The following is a 19,008-nucleotide window of genomic DNA, read 5'->3' on the forward strand; positions in this document are numbered from 1 at the left end:
CTCTTAAGCAACTTGAGCTTGCGCACGCACAGCATCAGCTAAACGGTTTGCTAACGCTTCAACTTCTGGTAAGTCATCACCTTCAACCATTACACGAATGACTGGCTCTGTGCCTGATTTACGAATTAATAAGCGTCCACGACCTTTCAACTGTTGTTCTGCTTTTTCAAACTCTTCAACTAAAGAAGGAATTGAATATGGATCAATCATTTGTTGTAAACGGACATTGACTAATACTTGCGGAAATAGCTCAAAACCATCTACTAACTCATGTAAGGCTTTACCTTGTTCAACCATGACTGTAAGTACTTGCAGAGCTGCAATAATTGCATCACCCGTGGTACTTTTATCTAAGGTTAAAATATGCCCAGATGGTTCTCCACCAATACTCCAATTCTGCTCCTCAAGGGCTTGCAATACATAGCGGTCACCCACTTTTGCACGGACAAATCCAACATTGGCTTTATCTAACGCAAGCTCAAGTGCCATATTGCTCATCACTGTTCCAACCACACCTTCTGGCTTATGGTTGGCTTGTGTTGCAAGAATATAAAGAATATGGTCTCCATCAATGAGATTGCCATTTTTATCCACCATTACGACACGATCGGCATCACCATCAAAAGCAATACCAAGATCTGCTTGATGCTCAACTACCGCTTTTTGTAAATGCTCTGGATGTGTAGAGCCACAGTTTTCATTGATATTTAAACCATCAGGATCATTAAATAGTGGAATAACTTTGGCACCTAACTCGCGGAACACTGATGGTCCAACACTGTAGGCTGCACCATTGGCACAATCCACGACAATTTTTAAATTATGTAGGTTGAAATGATATGGGAAAGTTGATTTGCAGAATTCGATATAGCGACCATTGGCATCTTTTACACGAACACTTTTACCTAAGTTCGCTGTATCATCAATAAGCAAATCTTGTTCAAGCTCTTGATTAATTTGATCTTGTATATTATCTGGAAGTTTCTTACCTTCACCTGAGAAGAACTTAATCCCGTTATCAAAATAAGGATTATGTGAAGCAGAGATCACAATGCCCGCGTGTGCATGCAGAGCACGAGTGAGGTGTGCAATTGCTGGCGTCGGTAATGGACCAAGCAAATGCACATACACACCAGCCGCATTTAAACCCGCTTGTAATGCAGCTTCTAAAATATACCCTGATAAACGTGTATCTTTCCCCAAGACCACAATTGGCTTATTTTTTGGGCTATTACGTTTTAATACTTTTCCTGCAGCAAAACCCAATTTTAAAGCAAATTCTGGCGTAATCGGCAATTGTCCAAATTTGCCTCGAATTCCATCAGTACCAAAATAACTCATTTTCTACTCACTTTCTTATCGTAATATGACGCTAAGTCACATCATTTATCATCTGTTTCACTTTACACTAAAACAAAAAAACCGTCAGCGAACTGACGGTTTTTCCAGCGACAAAATTACCAAAAATCAACCAACACGGTAGTTTGGCGCTTCTTTAGTAATCGTCACGTCATGTACATGTGATTCAGACATACCTGCTGAAGTAATTTTTACAAATTTCGCATTTTGACGAAGATCTTCAATCGCAGCTGAACCCGTATAACCCATAGATGAACGTAAACCGCCCATCATTTGATGTACGATGTTGCCCATTGGACCTTTATAAGGAACACGACCTTCAATACCTTCTGGTACTAATTTTTCAGCACTTGCTTTTGAGTCTTGGAAATAGCGGTCAGCAGAACCAGTCGCGCCTGCCATTGCACCCAATGAACCCATGCCACGATAGGCTTTATAGTAACGACCTTGGAAAAACTCAACTTCACCTGGTGCTTCTTCTGTACCAGCAAGTAGCGAACCTACCATGATCGTGCTTGCACCTGCGCCAATCGCTTTCGCCATATCACCAGAGAAACGAATACCACCATCCGCGATCAAAGGAATTTGATCTTTCAAGGCATTTGCAACGCTATCAATGGCAGAAATTTGTGGCATACCAATACCAGCAACAATACGCGTGGTACAAATAGAACCTGGACCGATACCCACTTTTACCGCATCTGCACCTGCATCAAGCAATGCCAATGCCGCATCACCAGTTGCGATATTACCGCCAATCACTTGAACTTGTGGGTAATTCGCTTTTACCCAACGTACGCGCTCAATGACGCCAGCAGAATGACCATGTGCTGTATCAACAACAATCGCATCTACACCAGCATCGACCAATGCTTCTACGCGGCTTGGTGTCTCAGCACCTGTACCAACTGCTGCACCTACACGTAAACGACCGAGTTCGTCTTTACAGCTATTCGGGTAGCTTTCTGCTTTACGGAAGTCAGTCACCGTAATTAAGCCTTTAAGTTCGTTGTTTTCACCAACAACTAAAACTTTTTCAATACGATGCTTTTGTAGCAATGCTTGGATATTTTCTTTCGACTCGCCTTCACGTACAGTGACTAAGCGATCTTGACCTGTCATGATGTTACTAACAGGTTGCTCTAGATTCGTTTCAAAACGTGTATCACGTCCTGTCACAATACCGACAACTTTGCCGTCCTTAACCACAGGTACACCGCTAATATTATTTGCTTGTGTAATTGCAATCAGTTCACGAACCGTCGTTTCTGGTGTTACTGTGATTGGATCTTTCACCATTCCAGCTTCAAATTTTTTCACACGGCGTACTTCAGCGGCTTGCGCTGCGATATCCATGTTTTTATGCAAAATACCAATACCACCATTTTGCGCCATTGCAATCGCCATACGTGACTCAGTCACTGTATCCATTGCAGCCGAAACGAGAGGGATATTGAGTTGAATTCCGCGAGTTAAACGTGTCTTTAAGGAGACATCTTTTGGGAGAACAGTTGAGTAGGCAGGAAGTAATAAGACATCATCGAAGGTTAGCGCTTCTTGAACGATGGTCAGCATAACAATCTCACTGGTAAATTCCGTGAGCTATTATAAACAAATTTCACAGTGAATTTCATTTTCTAGGATGAAATAATTTCAGAAAAACCGTTACCATCACGTTTCCCTGTTTTTTGAATCCAGTTTCACAGACTTTTAATCAACCCACCTGATCATAATCTTCATTATTTGCAGCATCTTGTTCTTCAATTTGAATCAAAGGAATCATATTGTGTGCAAGTCGAGCTTTATTACAATGATCATCACCAACCTGTACTTCTCGGCAGGTTGAGCTACGCACCGCATAAATTGAACAACTCACCTGCTGTCCAACCACGCCTTCTAAAGCAATACATCTAACCTGAGTTTGATTTGTTCCTTTCATGCATGAATAAACCGCTGTGAGCGGCTCAATCATCTCACTTGGCATGACTTCAGCCTCAGCCCAATAAAACGATACACGGTAATGCGCACAACATGCGCCACAATGGACACATGTTTCAGAGGTCATAATTTGAGACAACATTTTTGTTAAAATTCTCGTTATCAAAATAAAACTCTTTAAAACGCGAATCCTAAAAAAACTTATCTACAAAAACAAGAGAGATGAACCCTATTTTTTGTATTCGACCGTCATATTTATCCTATGTTTAAGCGATTTCTGTGGGCATACTAAAGACATATTCATTCATCAGGTCAACACCACATTCCAGCGTTTCAATCCAATCTAGAAATTGCTCAATCATTTCTTTTCCAACAAAGGCTGTGCCGTGTTGCGGGACAATCATTTCTAAATCCATCTGACGTACCATATTGACCCATAATCGGATCACTTTATTTGAGCACATATAACGCTGGTGAAAACCTTTCATTTTCTTAGTATGCGCTTCAAAATCTGCAATCGGCACACTCGCATCATCTACTATCGATGCTCCCATATCACCAGAAAATAAGATTTTTGCTGTCGGATCATAAAACTGGAAATTACCGACAGAATGTAAGAAATGTGCAGGTACTGCGACAATCGAGGACTGCCCTAAAGGAATAACCTGTCCCGTATCAGACAGCTCGATCAGTCGCTCTTCCCAATTTCCCTTCATACGATCACTCATAAATGCTGAATTGAGATGCGGTAGAAAACGTGCCCACAACTTTGATGCGACAACTTTGGCATCGGTATAGACCAACCAACGAGGCATCGAGGTAATAATGTCTGGGTCCTGATGAGAAGCCATCACATAATCAAGATTTTTCAGTTTGGTGTAGCGATTAAGCTCCATGGTTAAAGGCACATATGTGAGATCACCGCCTGGATCTAAAACCGCAGCTCGCTCATGGTCAATAATCAAAAATTGATTTGCTTGAATGCCTTCCCCTTTCACCAAACTGGTAAAACTAATGCATTTATGCGTACCATTATCAAATAATATCTGTGATGTTGTCCGTTCAAAACTCATAGAAACCCCAAAAAATCTTTTAAATATGAATTATTTTAATTCCATAATAAAATAATGGGATTTAAATCTAGATTCAATCACATATTGGATATTTATCATAATTTATCCAACAATCAGCTTTAGATTTATTGCTTGGTTTTAGAAAACGGATCCCTTAAAATAATAACCATTCTCATTCATAGCATTCACCTGCCATTTTGCTCCCTCCCTTGGACATCCCTATGCTTGTTACGCATCGTACTTTACTCGCAACACTTATCTTAAGCACTATGACCATGGCATATGCTAAAGAAGATCAAGACCTTATACTCCCAACTATTTCGGTCAAAGCCCAACAGCAAGATCAGGCCTATGCCGCCACGACAGCGACTTCAGCACTCAAATCCAATGCACCTCTATTTAAAACTGCTCAATCAGTTTCTGTTGTCACCCGTGAACAACTTGACCAAAAACAAGCAAGAACTCTTACGGATGCACTTGAAGGGGTTGCTGGTGTAGAAGCTGGAAAGCTTGGTCGCCGCGGTTGGGATGATTTTATTATTCGAGGCCAAACTTCTTCTGACTCGGTGTATGTCGATGGTTTAAGAATTGGTCAAAGTTCACCTACCCCTTCTGTAGCTGCTGAAATTTCGGGAATGGATCAAGTACAAATATTAAAAGGCCCTGCTTCGATTAATTTTGGTTTGGTTGCTCCGGGAGGTATGGTCAATTTAGTCACCAAACGACCTGAAGCAGAAAACTTTGCACGAGCTAGCATGACTTATGGTAGTTACAGCCTTAAAGAAGGGACTTTCGACTTAAACTATAGCCCAAATAAGAGTGAAAAAGGTGCCTTCCGTTTAAATGGTCGTATCTCTGATCAAGATGATCCAACTGACTACGTTTATTTTAAAAATTACTACATCTCCCCCTCTTATAACTTTGACTTAGGGGATAACACTGATCTTTCTGTCATCGCAAGCTATCAGCATCGAGAATATATTCGCCAACAAGGTTTACCTGTCATTGGTACATTAAAAGATAACCCTAACGGCGCCATAGACCGAAGTTTATATATTGGCGATCCTCATTTTGGTAAATATGAAGCAGATGTATATCGTACTGGTTATACGTTTAAGCACGCCTTTGAAAATGGATGGAACTTTAACCAAAACTTTGCCGTACAAAAAACTGAAATGGATGGTCAAGCAGTCTTTGCCCGTACAGGTAGTAACTTTTGGGCAGATAAAAACTACACCACGATCAGCCGTAAAAATAACAGTCGCCACCAAATTATTGATAACTTAAGTTATGCAATTGATAACCGTTTAAATAACCAATTTGAATTATATGGCATGCAGCACGACATCAATATAGGTGTTGATGCCTTCCAAGAAAAAAGTGATTACACCAACAACCGTTGTAATGTCGGTGATTTAAACATATACACTCCCGTATATGGACAAACTGTTACTTGTTCCAATCCTGTCAGCAACCACGATATTAACCGTTTAAAATACGCAGGTTTATATATTCGTGACCGTATTCAATTCAATGATCAATTACTGTTAAGTCTATCTGGTCGCCAAGATTGGGCACAAACTCAAACTACAAGTTTAATTACGGGAAATAGCAGTAAACAGTCTGATGAAGCATTTACTGGTAGTGCCTCTGTCATGTATACCCTCAATGACATTGTAGCGCCTTATGTCAGCTACGCGACTTCATTTACTCCAAACAGTGGTACTGATATCAATAGCAACCCGTTTAAGCCAGAAAAAGGAAAACAGGTAGAAGTTGGGATGAAGTTACAAAGCCCAGATCAACGTATTCAAGGTGCTATTGCTTGGTATGACTTAAAACGTCAGAACGTAGTTGTTAATGATTCAGTAAATTCAAATGAAAAAGTACAACGTGGTGAACAGTTAACTCGTGGTATCGAAACTGAACTCAGCTCAGAAATTTTAGAAGGCCTAAAATTAATAGCTGCCTATACCTACACAGCCGATGCCAAAATTAGTAAAGACGCCGATAGTAGCAATATTGGCAAAGCACTTAATAATGTCCCAGAACACAGCTACAGTTTCTCTGCACGTTATAAATTTGATCCCACATCAAAACTTGGCTGGTATATAGGTGGTGGATTTCGCGGCGAAACTTATAAAACTATGGATAAACTAGATGTCCATATTCCAGGTTATACCGTCTTTGATACTGAAGCAGGCTATGATGCGGCACATTGGGGTGCCCAATTGGCAATCCGCAATATGTTTGATAAAGACTATTATGCGGGTGCGCTCAATGAGAATCTCATCACCTTAGGCAATCCACGACAGATTAATTTTACTGTGAAATTTAACTATTAATCATTTAAAGCCCCTTCGATCAAAGGGGCTTTAAAATTGTAATGCGCTCTAATCAACAAAAACTCAACAACTTCTGCCAAAGCGTGTTTTTCAGATTACAACCCTAAAAGAAATAATGCTGAAGCAAAGTAGACACACCGATAATCAAGAAAATGGCAGCGCCGACTTTATGAATCAATGAAATCGGCAATTTATCAGCAATCTTGTGCCCAATGAACACCGCTGGCGCATTGGCAATCATCATCCCTAAGGTTGTACCCATCGTCACCCAAAAGATACTGTCAAAACGTGCAGCTAAAGCAACCGTTGCAATTTGGGTTTTATCTCCAATTTCTGCCAAGAAAAACAAGATAAAAGTCGCACCAAATACACCAAACTTTTGCCATTTATTAATGTTCTCTGATTCATCGCCCAATTCATCCGGAATCAGCATCCAAATCGCCATTCCAATAAATCCAAGCGCCAGAATCCACAACAAAATTTCAGGGCTGAGTACAGTTGTAATCCACTGACCTAGTACAGCAGACACACCATGATTGATCAAGGTCGCCAATAATATAGCAATTAAAATCGGAATCGGCTTACGGAATCGCGCAGCAAGTAACAATGCCAAAAGCTGAGTTTTATCGCCCATTTCAGCAAGGGCAACAATCGAAGTTGAGATGAGAAATTCATACATAATGGATTGCTCTGGCTAGCATATATACCGATGACCTATCCCTCCTGCTAGCCAAAATCAAATGAATTGATGCAGAGTGATAAATCAAAGGTCTTGCCAACAAAAGCACAGCGTGAGCTGCTTTGGTTCTTTGCTATGATGACCATGTTCGGTTGAACAATTATGTTGATCATCACCTCTTTACTTTGCGTAAAGAGCGGCTACTCCCCAATGAAGTTTAATTATTTTAACAAATCCCTTCTCCATTTAAAATCTCTAAATTTAGATTTTTTGATAACACCATAATCCATAACGTAATATACCCAACACACAAGCAAAAAAAAGATTACTCCCTATAAGACCCAGACTGCCCCAACTGCTTACACCACCCACTTGTTGTGCTTGATATTCCATTGTCATCGCGACTGTAGCAACCATTACTTCTAACCCCATCACCATATAGAATACCCATTCCCACGGGAAATGCAGAACACTCACCCAGAGCCCCATAGCAACAAACATAACCAGCAATAACGGCAACATTATTTTATATACCGCGAACATTATTACTCCACATCAGATCTCCTTGTTTAGCATTCATTTTAGATAAAAAATTGCACAAATAAAGCACTAGATTGATTCAGGCTATTCAAAAAAAGAAAACCCCGCAATTGCGAGGTTATTCCAAATCAAACCATTGAAATTACAGTAACAAAGTACGAATATCTTTCAATAATTTAGTCAATTTATTGGTAAAGCGTGCTGCATCGGCGCCGTTGATCACACGATGATCATAAGACAGTGACAATGGCAACATTAAGCGCGGATCAAAGTCTTTACCATTCCATACTGGCTGCATGGTGGCAGGTGAAATACCCAAGATTGCAACTTGAGGCCAGTTCACTAATGGCGTAAAGGCCGTTCCACCAATTGAACCTAAGCTGGTAATCGTGAAGTTCGCACCTTGTAAATCTTTTGGTGATAACTTGCGATCACGCGCTTTTTGACTAAGTTCAGCTAACTCTGTAGCAATTTGCTTAATTGACTTTTGGTCTGGATTACGTAGTACAGGCACTGTCAAACCATCTGGTGTTGCAACCGCAATACCCATATGGATTTCATTACGGAGCAATACAGACTTTTGATCATCCGCCAAATGACCTGCAAAATAAGGCTCATCTTTTAATAAGTGAGCAACCGCTTTCGCGATGAACGCTAAAATAGTTAAGCTAACGCCTTGCTTCTTAAAGCCATCTTTTAGTTCGCCACGCCACGCTTCAAGCTCAGTGATATCAGCCAAGTCAAACTGAGTCACTTGCGGGATAAAGTTATTCAATGACAATTGCGGTACCGAAACCTGTTGCAAACGCGTCATTGCTTTTACTTCACCACCACCAAATGCGGTGAAATCAGGTAGCGATGGCAAACCTGAAGCCACAGGTGCTGCCTGTGTGCTTGGAGCAACTTGCGGTGCAGTTAAACACGTTTTTACATAAGCAAAAACATCATCTTTCATCACACGACCATGTTCACCAGATGCTTTAACTTGGCCAAGTACCACACCCAATTCGCGTGCTAATTTACGCACGGCAGGACCAGCGTATACCTTGGCATTTTCAGCTTCTTGCTCTTTAGTTAACTTGTCAGTACCAGATGGTGCCGCAGGCGCAGACTGAGTTGGAGCAGGAGTTGGAGCAGGAGTTGCCGCTTTAGGTGCCGTTGCTGGTGAAGTAGATGCTACTGCTGCTTTTGCTGCTGGAGCTGCCGCAGTTGCTTGACCTTCAACTTCAATTGTTGCAAGCAATATACCTTGCGAAACTTGTTGACCTGCTTGTAAATGAATTGCTTTGACAACACCAGTAACCGTACTTGGGACTTCTACAGTCGCTTTATCTGACTCAACCACAACAAGGCTTTGGTCGACATCAACTTTATCGCCAACTTGGACCAAGATTTCAGCAACAACTGCTTTATCAACACCTAGATCAGGAACATTGATATCCACTGGACCAGATTGAGTAGCCGTCGCTGCTACAGTTTCTTGCTGAGCTGGTGCAGGTGCTGCAGCAGCAGCTGTGGTAGAAGCAGGCGCCTCAACTGGTGCACTAGATGCAGACGTTGTTTTCACTTGAAGAAGCACAACACCTTCTTTAACGGTATCGCCTTCTTTCACTTGAATGCTTTCCACAGTACCCGCAACACTACTTGGAACTTCTACAGTCGCTTTATCTGACTCGACAACCACAATACTTTGTTCAACATCGATCTGATCACCCACTTTAACGAGGATTTCACCAACCAGTGCTTTTTCAACGCCGATGTCAGGCACAGTTACGTCAACAGTTGCAGTTGATGTAGCAGCAGGTTGGGCTGAAGCTTGAGTTTGTTGTGCAGGTGTTGGAGCAGTTGGCTTTTCTTCAGCCGCAGGAACTGGAGTTGGCGCTGCTTGTGCTGCCCCTTCTGCTTCGACCTCGATCAAAGCCACACCTTCAGTCACATCATCACCTTGATTAATCAAGATACTTTTTACGACACCTGCCGAAGTACTAGGCACTTCAACAGTTGCTTTATCTGACTCAAGCACAACAATACTGTCGTCAACTTCAACACGGTCACCAACTTTTACTAAAATTTCAGCAACGTTTGCTTTATCTACACCAATATCAGGGGTCTTAATTTGCATGCTTAGTTCCCCTCACCTGTTTGCGTTTCATTGTATTCAGCAACAGGCTGAACTTCTGGATGTGCTTGTGGAACCCAGGCTACTGGACGATCCGTATCTAACTCAAAGTTAGAAATTGCATCTTTCACCAAACGTGCATCCACCTCACCTTCATCCGCTAATTTTTTCAAAGTCGCAACAACGATATGCGCAGCATCAACACCAAAGAAACTACGTAGGTTCGCACGGGTATCTGAACGACCATAGCCATCTGTACCCAATGCTACAAATGGGCGACCATCTGGAAGATAGGCACGAATTTGTTCACTATAAGCACGCATATGATCTGTAGCAGAAACGACGATACCTTCCGTACCTCGTAATTGTTTAGATACCCAAGATTCTTTCACTTCTTCAGCAAGTGGGTGTAGGCGATTGTATTCTTCACATGCCATACCATCACGTGCCAATTCGTTGAAGCTAGTGACACTCCACACATTTGAATGAATTTGGTATTCATCACGTAAGATTTTCGCAGCTTTAATCACTTCACGAAGAATTACACCTGAACCAAGTAATTGGACAGTTGCTTTTTCATCTTTTTCGAATAAATACATACCACGTTTAATGCCCTCTTCAACGCCTTCTGGCATTTCAGGATGTTCGTAGTTTTCATTCATTACAGTTAAGTAATAGAACACACGCTCTTGGTTCACATACATACGTTGTAAACCGTCGTGTACGATTACCGCTAACTCATAACCAAAACATGGATCATACGATACGCAGTTTGGAATCGTGTTCGCCAAGATATGTGAATGACCATCTTGGTGCTGTAAACCTTCACCGTTTAATGTTGTACGACCCGCTGTCGCGCCCAACAAGAAACCTTGAGCCTGTGCATCACCAGCAGCCCATGCAATATCACCAATACGTTGGAAACCAAACATTGAGTAGTACATGTACATTGGAATCATCGGCAAGTTATTGGTTGAATAACTGGTTGCCAAAGCAGCCCATGCGCTCATCGCACCTGCTTCATTGATCCCTTCTTGTAACATGTGACCATCTTTTGCTTCACGGTAATGCATGAGCTGTTCTTGATCTTCTGGTGTATATTTTTGACCGTGAGCGGCATAAATACCAAGCTGACGGAACATACCCTCTAAACCAAACGTACGTGCTTCATCTGGAACAATTGGCACGACACGATCTTTAATTGCTTTTTCTTTGAGTAAAGCAGAAATTAAACGCACCATCACCATCGTGGTGGATTGCTCTTTGCCACCCGAACCTTTCAACACTGCATCAAATACAGATAAATCAGGAATCTCTAAAGACTCACTCTCACGACGACGTGCTGGCAAGTAACCACCCAATGCATCGCGGCGCGCCTTCATATATTTCATTTCTGGAGAGTTTTCACCTGGACGATAGAATGGAAGTTCTTCTAACTGCTCATCCGTGAATGGAAGATTGAAACGGTCACGCACATATCGTAACGAGTCAATTTGCATCTTTTTGATTTGGTGCGTTTTATTCACCGCTTCAATTTCTTCAGACAAACCATAACCTTTAATGGTTTTTGCCAAGATTACTGTTGGCTGACCTTTTGCTTTCATTGCTTCTGCATAGGCAGCAAAGACTTTGTAAGGGTCATGACCACCACGGTTAAGGTTATCAATGTCCTCATCACTTAAGTCTTTTACAAGTTCCGCAGCTTCTGGGTACTTGCCAAAGAATTTCTCACGCGTATAGGCACCACCTTTTACTTGGTAGCGCTGGTAGTCACCATCAACAGCTTCTTCCATACGTGCTTTTAAGGCACCGCTTGTATCTTTAGCCAGTAATGGATCCCAATGACGGCCCCATACTACTTTAATGACACGCCAGCCTGCACCACGGAAGATCGATTCAAGTTCTTGAATAATTTTACCGTTACCACGTACAGGGCCATCTAGACGCTGTAAGTTACAGTTAACCACCCAGACTAAATTATCAAGCTTTTCACGGCCTGCCAATGAAATAGCACCTAAGCTTTCTGGTTCATCCATCTCACCATCGCCGAGATATGCCCAGACCTTACGATCTTCTTCTTTAATCAAACCACGGTTCATCAAATATTTCTGAATGTGTGCTTGATAAATCGACATGATTGGACCAAGACCCATTGATACCGTTGGGAATTGCCAATAGTCTGGCATCAGATAAGGGTGTGGATAACTTGGTAAACCATTGCCACCAACTTCACGGCGGAAATTACTTAACTGCTCTTCAGTTAAACGTCCTTCAAGGAATGAACGTGCATAAATACCAGGAGCACAGTGTCCTTGGTAATAAATCATATCTCCGCCGAAATTATCATTATTGGCGCGGAAGAAATGGTTAAAACCGACATCATATAGGGTTGCAGATGATGCAAAACTTGCGAGGTGACCACCTAAATCATCACCTGTTTTATTGGCGCGAAGAACCATCGCTAATGCATTCCAACGAATCAATGCACGAATACGACGCTCCATATCCTGATCACCAGGCATGGCAGGTTGTTCTTCAACTGAAATAGTATTGAGATAAGGTGTATTTAAGCGTTGAATAGGAACGTGTTTGGCAATGGCACGTTGATAAAGTTTCTCAAGTAAGAAAGCAGCGCGTTCCGTGCCCATATGTTGTAATACTGAATCAAAAGCATCTTGCCATTCTTGGGTTTCCTGCGCGTCCGAGTCGCCATAAAACGCCATATAATTCACCTTTTCCCTTAAGCTATATTGTTATTGCTATATTTATCATGTTTTGGCTTCATAAAGGTATCGCCCTAAATGAATACAAAAACGCTTAATATTTTTTTCCTAAATAGTCATTGACCCAAATCAAACAAAAAATATAAAAAATCGCCAATAAAGGCGATTTCTTCAAACATTTATATACAACTGTTAACAAATTACATTAAGGCAACAAAGCAAGATAAGTTGAAGGGTTGCGACGTTGACCATCTTTCACGACTTCAAAATGTAAATGAGGTCCAGTGCAACGACCAGTACAACCAACATTTGCAATATGCTGACCCGCACCAACACGCTCACCCGCATTGACCATTAAGCGTGATGCATGCGCATAACGAGTAACATAGCCATTACCATGATCAATTTCAACGTATTGACCATAACCCGTACCCCAACCTGATTTGGTTACAACCCCAGGACCTGTAGCATAGATAGGTGTGCCCGATGGTGCTGCAATATCAACACCTGAATGATGGCGAGTAGAACCTAATAGCGTACGGTTACCCCAAGTCGAACTGACACGACCATCTTGCAATGGATGACTGACTAACCAAGAATGGCCTGTACCCGCTGAGAATGAAGGTCCACTCTCTTGGCGACCATACTTCTTTTCAATACTGGCATTGTTTAGTTCAATGGTTTTTTCGCGTAATTTAACAGAGACATTTGATACAGCTGGCAGATCAATATCATCAGGATGGGTATAGGAACCTTGAGCTAAGGTTTTAGATAACTGCTCTAGACGGTCTGCAGCAGTGGCTTGATTGATATTTTGATAATCTGCAAAAGCAACCGAAGCGGCTGAAGCAGCAAGTGAAAATGCAAGTAAAATACGACGCGTATGCATAAAAAACCTCTTGAAACCGTCCTTAAATTGTTCCTTTATCATCTCTTCCTTGATCACAGCCGAACTAAACGCTTAAGATGGACAGGTAACCTCTAAGGAAGTTGACATGTCTGAACCTAACAACGTTTTTCAACAGAAAGGACAACATACAAAAACTGGAAACTTAACGTTTCTGACTACGCAAGTCACACAATGGCAAAAACTTACGAAAATTATTCAACCATTATTGCCCCAACCAGAGCAATGGCAGGTTGTTTGTTATCAACATGGCGTTTTGATCATAACAGGTGAAAATCAAGCGATGATTAGTCAACTTAGTTACTTACAAACTCACTATGTCGCGCAGTTCACTCAACTTGAAGTATTCCGTGATTTACGCAAAATTCAAGTTCGATTGAGAAACAAAAAACATGTTTCAACAGAACCTGCCCCCGCATCAAAGAAACTTAATTCAGAGACTCAAGCGCTTTTACGCAGTGCCGCTGAATATGTGAGCGACCCTAAGCTTAGCCAAGCTTTACTACTTTTGGCAAGCAATAAAAAGTAAACAGTACAACTTAAGTGATGGAATATCTTCTTATTTTCCGTGATTTCCATCTCACTTTCATTTGTTACATTATAACATAGGCAAGAAAAGACAATGACTTATGTCACACTTACGTAAGGAATTGGACAATTATTCTCGTCATCAAATGTTACAATTTCATAACTACTTGGATCATTCTGAACATTGCGTAATAACTGGTTATTCAGTGCATGACCTGATTTATAACCATCAAACTTCGCAATGATTTGATGACCTAAAAGATATAAGTCACCCACTGCATCTAATATTTTATGGCGTACAAACTCATCAGCAAAACGCAGACCTTCCTCGTTGACCACACCAGTATCATCTACACCTATCGCATTATCTAAACTCGCACCTAAAGCTAAATTATTGGCTTTTAGATAATCCAAATCTTTCATAAAACCAAAAGTTCGCGCCTCACTCACCTCATATACAAAAGTTTCAGTTGAGAAATCGATCGTTGCTGACTGATATTCTTTAGCAAAGGCGGGATGATCAAAGTCAATAGTAAAGTTAAGTTGGAAACCAGAATGCGGTGTAAAAATAGCGCGTTTATCTTCGATTAGCGCCTCGACAGGTTTTAAAATTCTTATAAATTTCTTCGGTGCATTTTGCTCAGCGAGCTCACCTTGCATCAACAAATAAATAAAAGGACCAGCGCTGCCATCCATAATCGGAACTTCTGACGCAGAGACTTCGACGATGAGATTATCGATTCCAAGCCCTGCAATCGCACTCATCACATGTTCAATGGTACCGACCTTGATATCTTCTCGAACGAGGTTCGAGCACATAAATGCCTCTTGGATCAGCATCGCATTTGCTGGTATATCAACAGGGGGATTCAAGTCGATACGACGAAACACAATTCCTCCATCTACGTGATGTGGAACAAAATTAATCAGCACCTTTTGACCACTGTGCAGACCAATACCGCTCGCTTTCACTACACGTTTAAGAGTCCGTTGTTTCAACATGCCATGCCAACTTTATTTGAAAAAACCGATATAAGTTAGCATATTTGGGGTGTTTTGGCACTTGATAAATCGAATCTGTTGTTGGCAGAAATGTCAATCAATACTTTATTTCAAAAAATTAAAAAGGGAGAAACAAGTTCTCCCTTTTATTAAACATCTGATTCTATTACTTTCTTTGTTGATTTTTTAAGTAATCTTGAATACTCATTGGAGATGAAAGTGGTGATGAACTTGGCGCTGCACTACTCGGTGCTTCTGTATTTGCACGCTTACTGATCGCTGGAACATCATCTTCATCAACACTTTGCGCACCTTGGGAAACGGCCTGTGCATGAGTGGTACGTTTCTTGGTTTCTACTTCAGATGCATTACGCGTTAAGCCCGTTGCGATCACAGTCACACGTAGTTCATCACGTGCATCTGGATCAAATACAGTACCGTAGAAAATTTCACCTTCATCCAAATCAACGATCTGGTTGACAACATCAGTGATAATCTCTGTTTCACGCAGGGTAATATCATCCCCACCTGTAATGTTGATTAACACACCTTTGGCATTGATAATATTAACATTATCAAGCAATGGACTACGAATTGCTTGTTCAGCCGCTTGGCGTGCACGATCTTCACCACGCCCTAGACCAGCACCCATCATGGCGTAACCACGCGTACTCATTGCTGTTTTCAAATCTGCGAAGTCGAGGTTAATATGACCACGATTAACCACTAAATCAAAGATACTGCGTACCGCATTCAACAACACATCATCCGCCTTTTTATAGGCATCTTTCATTGAAATATCGCCATAAACGCTGAGTAAGCGTTGGTTTGGAATAATAATCAAAGAATCAACATGCGCTTCTAAAGCATCGATACCTTTTTCAGCAGACTTTTGACGACGACGACCTTCAAAGTTAAATGGTGTTGTTACGACGCCCACAGTTAGGATGCCCATTTCTTTAGCAACCTCGGCAACCACAGGCGCAGCACCCGTACCTGTACCACCGCCCATACCAGCAGTAACAAATACCATGTCTGTACCTTCAAGGTGTTGACGAATCACCTCACGACTTTCTTCTGCCGCAACTTGACCCACCTCTGGATTTGCACCAGCACCTAAACCACGGGTACTTTGTTCGCCCAATTGAATTTTGAATGGCGCATTCATACAATCAAGTGCTTGCTTATCCGTATTCGCACAAACAAATTTCACGCCTTGAATATCTGACTGCACCATGTGCTGGACAGCATTTCCGCCCCCACCACCAACGCCAAACACTGTGAAACGGGCTTGACCGTTGCCATCGTCTAGTTCATCTTCTATAAATTCAAATGAGGCCATGACCTTTAGATTTCCTAATATATTAATGGCAGTTACTTCAGCCCGTTACTGCCCTGATTTTTAAAACTACTGATGTTTAGGATGCTGTTCAATAATCACTAGCTTGTCAAGTACAGTGACCTACTATTACAACTTCTTAACAAATTTTCCCAAAAAAAACTACAACTAAGGGTTTGTTTAGATTTCTACCCTGCCTTGCCTAATTAGCTAAAAAACCAATGTCGCAATGTGAGTTATAACGCTCAAGGCAGAATCTCAGCAAACCCTAAAATATAGCCTTTAATTTGCTATTCAATGCATTCCAACCATTGGCAACACGTTCGACAAAACTACGCTCGGTTGCTTCCTCTGGTTCTTCAACCACATCTTGCAAATCACTTTGGCTAAACATCAACAAACCCGCAGCCGTTGCATACATTGAACGACGTAGTGCTGGTAGATGTTGATCATCGGCATAGACCTGTAACGGTGGATTGCCCAAATGCGCAGAAACGCCCAACATACGACGTGCCAAATTCACCATGCCTTCAATCTGACATGCATCACCTGTTAATACAACACCATGATACAAACCATGAATCGCACCGCTATGCTCTAATTCCTCACGGATCATCGCAAAAATTTCTTCATAACGCGCAATGATAATCTCAGCCAATTCAATGCGGCTAATGGTTTGTGTCCCATCAATGCCTTGCACCTGAATCATATGATCAGGCTTCACCACACTGAGATCCACACAACCATGTAATATTTTAATACGTTCTGCTTCTTCTGTGGTGGTTTGTAGAACCGCAGCAATATCTCGTGTTACATTTTCACCACCACGCTGTAAAGTTCGCGCCAAAGCTAAACGACCATCTAAATACACCGCAATATTGGTTATACCAGCTCCGATATCCACCAAACATACGCCATATTCTTTTTCATCTTTGAGCAAACTCGCCTCAGCGGTCGCCAAACATGATACGACCATTTTCTCCACCCCAATATTCGCCCCTTTCATGGCGCGATCAAGGTTTTGCATGGTGCTGATTGGCATCATCATGAGCTGATAATGTCCTGTCATGCTGTGCGCTGACATATTGACTGGGTTTTGTACCCATTCACCAGAATCGCCAAGCTCAAAACCTAGCGGCACAGCACTCGCCAAATAATAATCAGGTGAAACATGGCTAGCTTTCGCCAGTTCTAAAGCGCGCACCACTTCATTGGTTGTAATAATATGATCGTGGTTTGCCACAGGCGTACGACCTGATGCATAAAAACTTTGTAATTCTGTACTTGGAATAGATACCCACGCACTATGAATACGGCACTCTGCCATATCCTCAGCTTCGGATACCGCATTTTTAATAGCCGCAATCACCTTGTCGAGACTGACAATCTTGCCTTTCACCATACCACGGTTACGAGCGGACGCCATGCCAATCACTTGAATCTTATCGGGCGCATGGATTTTACCAATTAAAACTGTGACCTTATGAGTCCCAATGTCAATCGTAACAACTGAGGGAACAGTTTCACTCATTACTTCAATACCATATCTTTTGTTGTTTAGTACGGGCAAACTGCCTGTTGTTTTCAAGCCACGTATTATGGCCTTGCCTGAATTCCACCTGCAAGGCTTGTGTCATCAATCGTTACAACAAACTGACCGTTGACGATCTTAGGCGGCGCTGCATTTCTCCACTGGATTGCCAGTCCATTTCGATAACGCAAATCAATCGCCGAGATCTTCGGCCATACAGGTTTAAGATCCGTTTGTGCCAAATGGCTTAAGCGCTGTAACTTATTCATGGTTTGATCTTGATCAACGATAATACGTAAACCCGAATCAAACTGCATAAACCATGTCATACGCTCGGTTAAATACAATTCTTTCAGACGTAAATCTGCTGGCTGAAACAATTGACTAATTTCATTATAACGACGCATCATCATTTTGGATTGGCTGACGGGCCCATGTAAAAGCGGTAGATTAGGATGTGCTTTTGGCACAGCCTCGCTAAACACCTCACCATTGTCACTGAGCAAACGCCCTGTTCCCCAACGCGCAATCGGATGGCGCGGCATGACCCGCACTCGGATTGCATTTGGCCAAGCTCGTGACACCACCACACGGTCAACCCAAGACACTTTTAACGCGTAATCTCGAATTTGCTCTAAATCCGAGGTAAAGTAATTATCTTTAATCACTGGGCTCAACTGCTGGATCAGCTGTTGATTTTCTTGTTTTGAATTTGTACCAACGACCTGCAGTTCCGCCACAGTCGCATCGGTCATCACTTTATATAAACCATAGATGCCCAATGCTAACACTGCAAATGCAACCACCAGCAATATCCAACCACCAGCATTCACCATTTTTTGTTTTGGTGTCGGTGGTTTCTCGTGGATTGAGCTAATCGCTGGTCGTTGCTTGCGACGCATAGATGCAGGAAGTTGAGCCATAA

At 41.9% G+C, this 19,008-nt stretch carries 15 protein-coding genes and 1 riboswitch; of the genes, 2 read left to right on the forward strand and 13 right to left on the reverse strand.

Annotated elements, in window-relative coordinates; all coding sequences use genetic code 11:
- Positions 1-3 precede the first annotated feature (3 nt).
- The 4 genes from glmM to AAC851_RS08365 form a co-directional block, all read right to left on the reverse strand.
- Positions 4-1,341, reverse strand: coding sequence for a phosphoglucosamine mutase (gene glmM, locus AAC851_RS08350; RefSeq protein ID WP_340600753.1), 1,338 nt, complete (start codon positions 1,339-1,341; stop codon positions 4-6).
- A 126-nt stretch (positions 1,342-1,467) separates the two neighbouring features.
- Positions 1,468-2,934 (reverse strand): IMP dehydrogenase, encoded by a 1,467-nt coding sequence (guaB, locus tag AAC851_RS08355; RefSeq protein ID WP_004641532.1) that lies wholly within the window; start codon positions 2,932-2,934, stop codon positions 1,468-1,470.
- A 139-nt stretch (positions 2,935-3,073) separates the two neighbouring features.
- Positions 3,074-3,439, reverse strand: a complete 366-nt coding sequence (locus AAC851_RS08360; RefSeq protein ID WP_340600754.1) for a YkgJ family cysteine cluster protein — start codon at positions 3,437-3,439, stop codon at positions 3,074-3,076.
- Positions 3,440-3,563: 124 nt separating this feature from the next.
- Positions 3,564-4,370, reverse strand: coding sequence for an MBL fold metallo-hydrolase (locus AAC851_RS08365; RefSeq protein ID WP_004641535.1), 807 nt, complete (start codon positions 4,368-4,370; stop codon positions 3,564-3,566).
- Positions 4,371-4,591: 221 nt separating this feature from the next.
- On the opposite strand from AAC851_RS08365, the gene AAC851_RS08370 reads away from it, so the two are divergent.
- A complete protein-coding gene (locus AAC851_RS08370; protein ID WP_340600755.1) occupies positions 4,592-6,715 on the forward strand; it encodes a TonB-dependent receptor in 2,124 nt (707 codons plus the stop codon).
- Between the two features lie 103 nt (positions 6,716-6,818).
- Here the strand turns inward: AAC851_RS08370 and AAC851_RS08375 are convergent, their stop codons facing one another.
- From AAC851_RS08375 to AAC851_RS08395, 5 genes are all read right to left on the reverse strand, one after another.
- On the reverse strand, positions 6,819-7,394 hold the full coding sequence (locus tag AAC851_RS08375) for a TMEM165/GDT1 family protein (protein ID WP_008942147.1): 576 nt from the start codon (positions 7,392-7,394) through the stop codon (positions 6,819-6,821).
- An 82-nt stretch (positions 7,395-7,476) separates the two neighbouring features.
- A riboswitch (yybP-ykoY riboswitch) is annotated at positions 7,477-7,615 on the reverse strand.
- 40 nt (positions 7,616-7,655) lie between these two features.
- On the reverse strand, positions 7,656-7,937 hold the full coding sequence (locus AAC851_RS08380) for a hypothetical protein (protein ID WP_113996537.1): 282 nt from the start codon (positions 7,935-7,937) through the stop codon (positions 7,656-7,658).
- Positions 7,938-8,076: 139 nt separating this feature from the next.
- The gene (locus AAC851_RS08385; protein WP_340600756.1) at positions 8,077-10,056 is read right to left on the reverse strand and encodes a 2-oxo acid dehydrogenase subunit E2; all 1,980 of its coding nucleotides are present in this window, start codon (positions 10,054-10,056) and stop codon (positions 8,077-8,079) included.
- Between the two features lie 2 nt (positions 10,057-10,058).
- Positions 10,059-12,776, reverse strand: coding sequence for a pyruvate dehydrogenase (acetyl-transferring), homodimeric type (aceE, locus tag AAC851_RS08390; protein WP_161404996.1), 2,718 nt, complete (start codon positions 12,774-12,776; stop codon positions 10,059-10,061).
- A 205-nt stretch (positions 12,777-12,981) separates the two neighbouring features.
- Positions 12,982-13,665, reverse strand: a complete 684-nt coding sequence (locus AAC851_RS08395) for a M23 family metallopeptidase (RefSeq protein ID WP_004641547.1) — start codon at positions 13,663-13,665, stop codon at positions 12,982-12,984.
- Between the two features lie 106 nt (positions 13,666-13,771).
- Between AAC851_RS08395 and AAC851_RS08400 the strand changes: the two genes are divergently transcribed.
- Positions 13,772-14,212: a hypothetical protein gene (locus AAC851_RS08400; RefSeq protein ID WP_008942142.1), complete on the forward strand. Its 441-nt coding sequence runs from the start codon at positions 13,772-13,774 to the stop codon at positions 14,210-14,212.
- 98 nt (positions 14,213-14,310) lie between these two features.
- Here the strand turns inward: AAC851_RS08400 and lpxC are convergent, their stop codons facing one another.
- The 4 genes from lpxC to AAC851_RS08420 all read right to left on the reverse strand — a co-directional run bounded on the left by lpxC (position 14,311) and on the right by AAC851_RS08420 (position 19,006).
- Positions 14,311-15,213: a UDP-3-O-acyl-N-acetylglucosamine deacetylase gene (lpxC, locus tag AAC851_RS08405; RefSeq protein WP_004641551.1), complete on the reverse strand. Its 903-nt coding sequence runs from the start codon at positions 15,211-15,213 to the stop codon at positions 14,311-14,313.
- A 166-nt stretch (positions 15,214-15,379) separates the two neighbouring features.
- Positions 15,380-16,555, reverse strand: a complete 1,176-nt coding sequence (gene ftsZ, locus AAC851_RS08410; protein ID WP_075314407.1) for a cell division protein FtsZ — start codon at positions 16,553-16,555, stop codon at positions 15,380-15,382.
- A 265-nt stretch (positions 16,556-16,820) separates the two neighbouring features.
- Positions 16,821-18,083 carry a cell division protein FtsA gene (ftsA, locus tag AAC851_RS08415; RefSeq protein WP_004641555.1) on the reverse strand — a complete coding sequence of 421 codons (1,263 nt, stop codon included), beginning with the start codon at positions 18,081-18,083 and terminating at the stop codon, positions 16,821-16,823.
- Positions 18,084-18,148: 65 nt separating this feature from the next.
- On the reverse strand, positions 18,149-19,006 hold the full coding sequence (locus tag AAC851_RS08420; RefSeq protein ID WP_340600757.1) for a cell division protein FtsQ/DivIB: 858 nt from the start codon (positions 19,004-19,006) through the stop codon (positions 18,149-18,151).
- Positions 19,007-19,008: the final 2 nt, after the last annotated feature.

The sequence above is a fragment of the Acinetobacter sp. HZNU-JH01 genome (assembly GCF_037996845.1).
GTDB lineage: Bacteria > Pseudomonadota > Gammaproteobacteria > Pseudomonadales > Moraxellaceae > Acinetobacter > Acinetobacter haemolyticus.

Coding starts and splice junctions, on each gene's coding strand:
- glmM (WP_340600753.1), bottom strand. CDS start 1,341: ATGAGTTATTTTGGTACTGATGGAATTCGAGGCAAATTTGGACAATTG.
- guaB (WP_004641532.1), bottom strand. CDS start 2,934: ATGCTGACCATCGTTCAAGAAGCGCTAACCTTCGATGATGTCTTATTA.
- AAC851_RS08360 (WP_340600754.1), bottom strand. CDS start 3,439: ATGTTGTCTCAAATTATGACCTCTGAAACATGTGTCCATTGTGGCGCA.
- AAC851_RS08365 (WP_004641535.1), bottom strand. CDS start 4,370: ATGAGTTTTGAACGGACAACATCACAGATATTATTTGATAATGGTACG.
- AAC851_RS08370 (WP_340600755.1), top strand. CDS start 4,592: ATGCTTGTTACGCATCGTACTTTACTCGCAACACTTATCTTAAGCACT.
- AAC851_RS08375 (WP_008942147.1), bottom strand. CDS start 7,394: ATGTATGAATTTCTCATCTCAACTTCGATTGTTGCCCTTGCTGAAATG.
- AAC851_RS08380 (WP_113996537.1), bottom strand. CDS start 7,937: ATGTTCGCGGTATATAAAATAATGTTGCCGTTATTGCTGGTTATGTTT.
- AAC851_RS08385 (WP_340600756.1), bottom strand. CDS start 10,056: ATGCAAATTAAGACCCCTGATATTGGTGTAGATAAAGCAAACGTTGCT.
- aceE (WP_161404996.1), bottom strand. CDS start 12,776: ATGGCGTTTTATGGCGACTCGGACGCGCAGGAAACCCAAGAATGGCAA.
- AAC851_RS08395 (WP_004641547.1), bottom strand. CDS start 13,665: ATGCATACGCGTCGTATTTTACTTGCATTTTCACTTGCTGCTTCAGCC.
- AAC851_RS08400 (WP_008942142.1), top strand. CDS start 13,772: ATGTCTGAACCTAACAACGTTTTTCAACAGAAAGGACAACATACAAAA.
- lpxC (WP_004641551.1), bottom strand. CDS start 15,213: ATGTTGAAACAACGGACTCTTAAACGTGTAGTGAAAGCGAGCGGTATT.
- ftsZ (WP_075314407.1), bottom strand. CDS start 16,555: ATGGCCTCATTTGAATTTATAGAAGATGAACTAGACGATGGCAACGGT.
- ftsA (WP_004641555.1), bottom strand. CDS start 18,083: ATGAGTGAAACTGTTCCCTCAGTTGTTACGATTGACATTGGGACTCAT.
- AAC851_RS08420 (WP_340600757.1), bottom strand. CDS start 19,006: ATGGCTCAACTTCCTGCATCTATGCGTCGCAAGCAACGACCAGCGATT.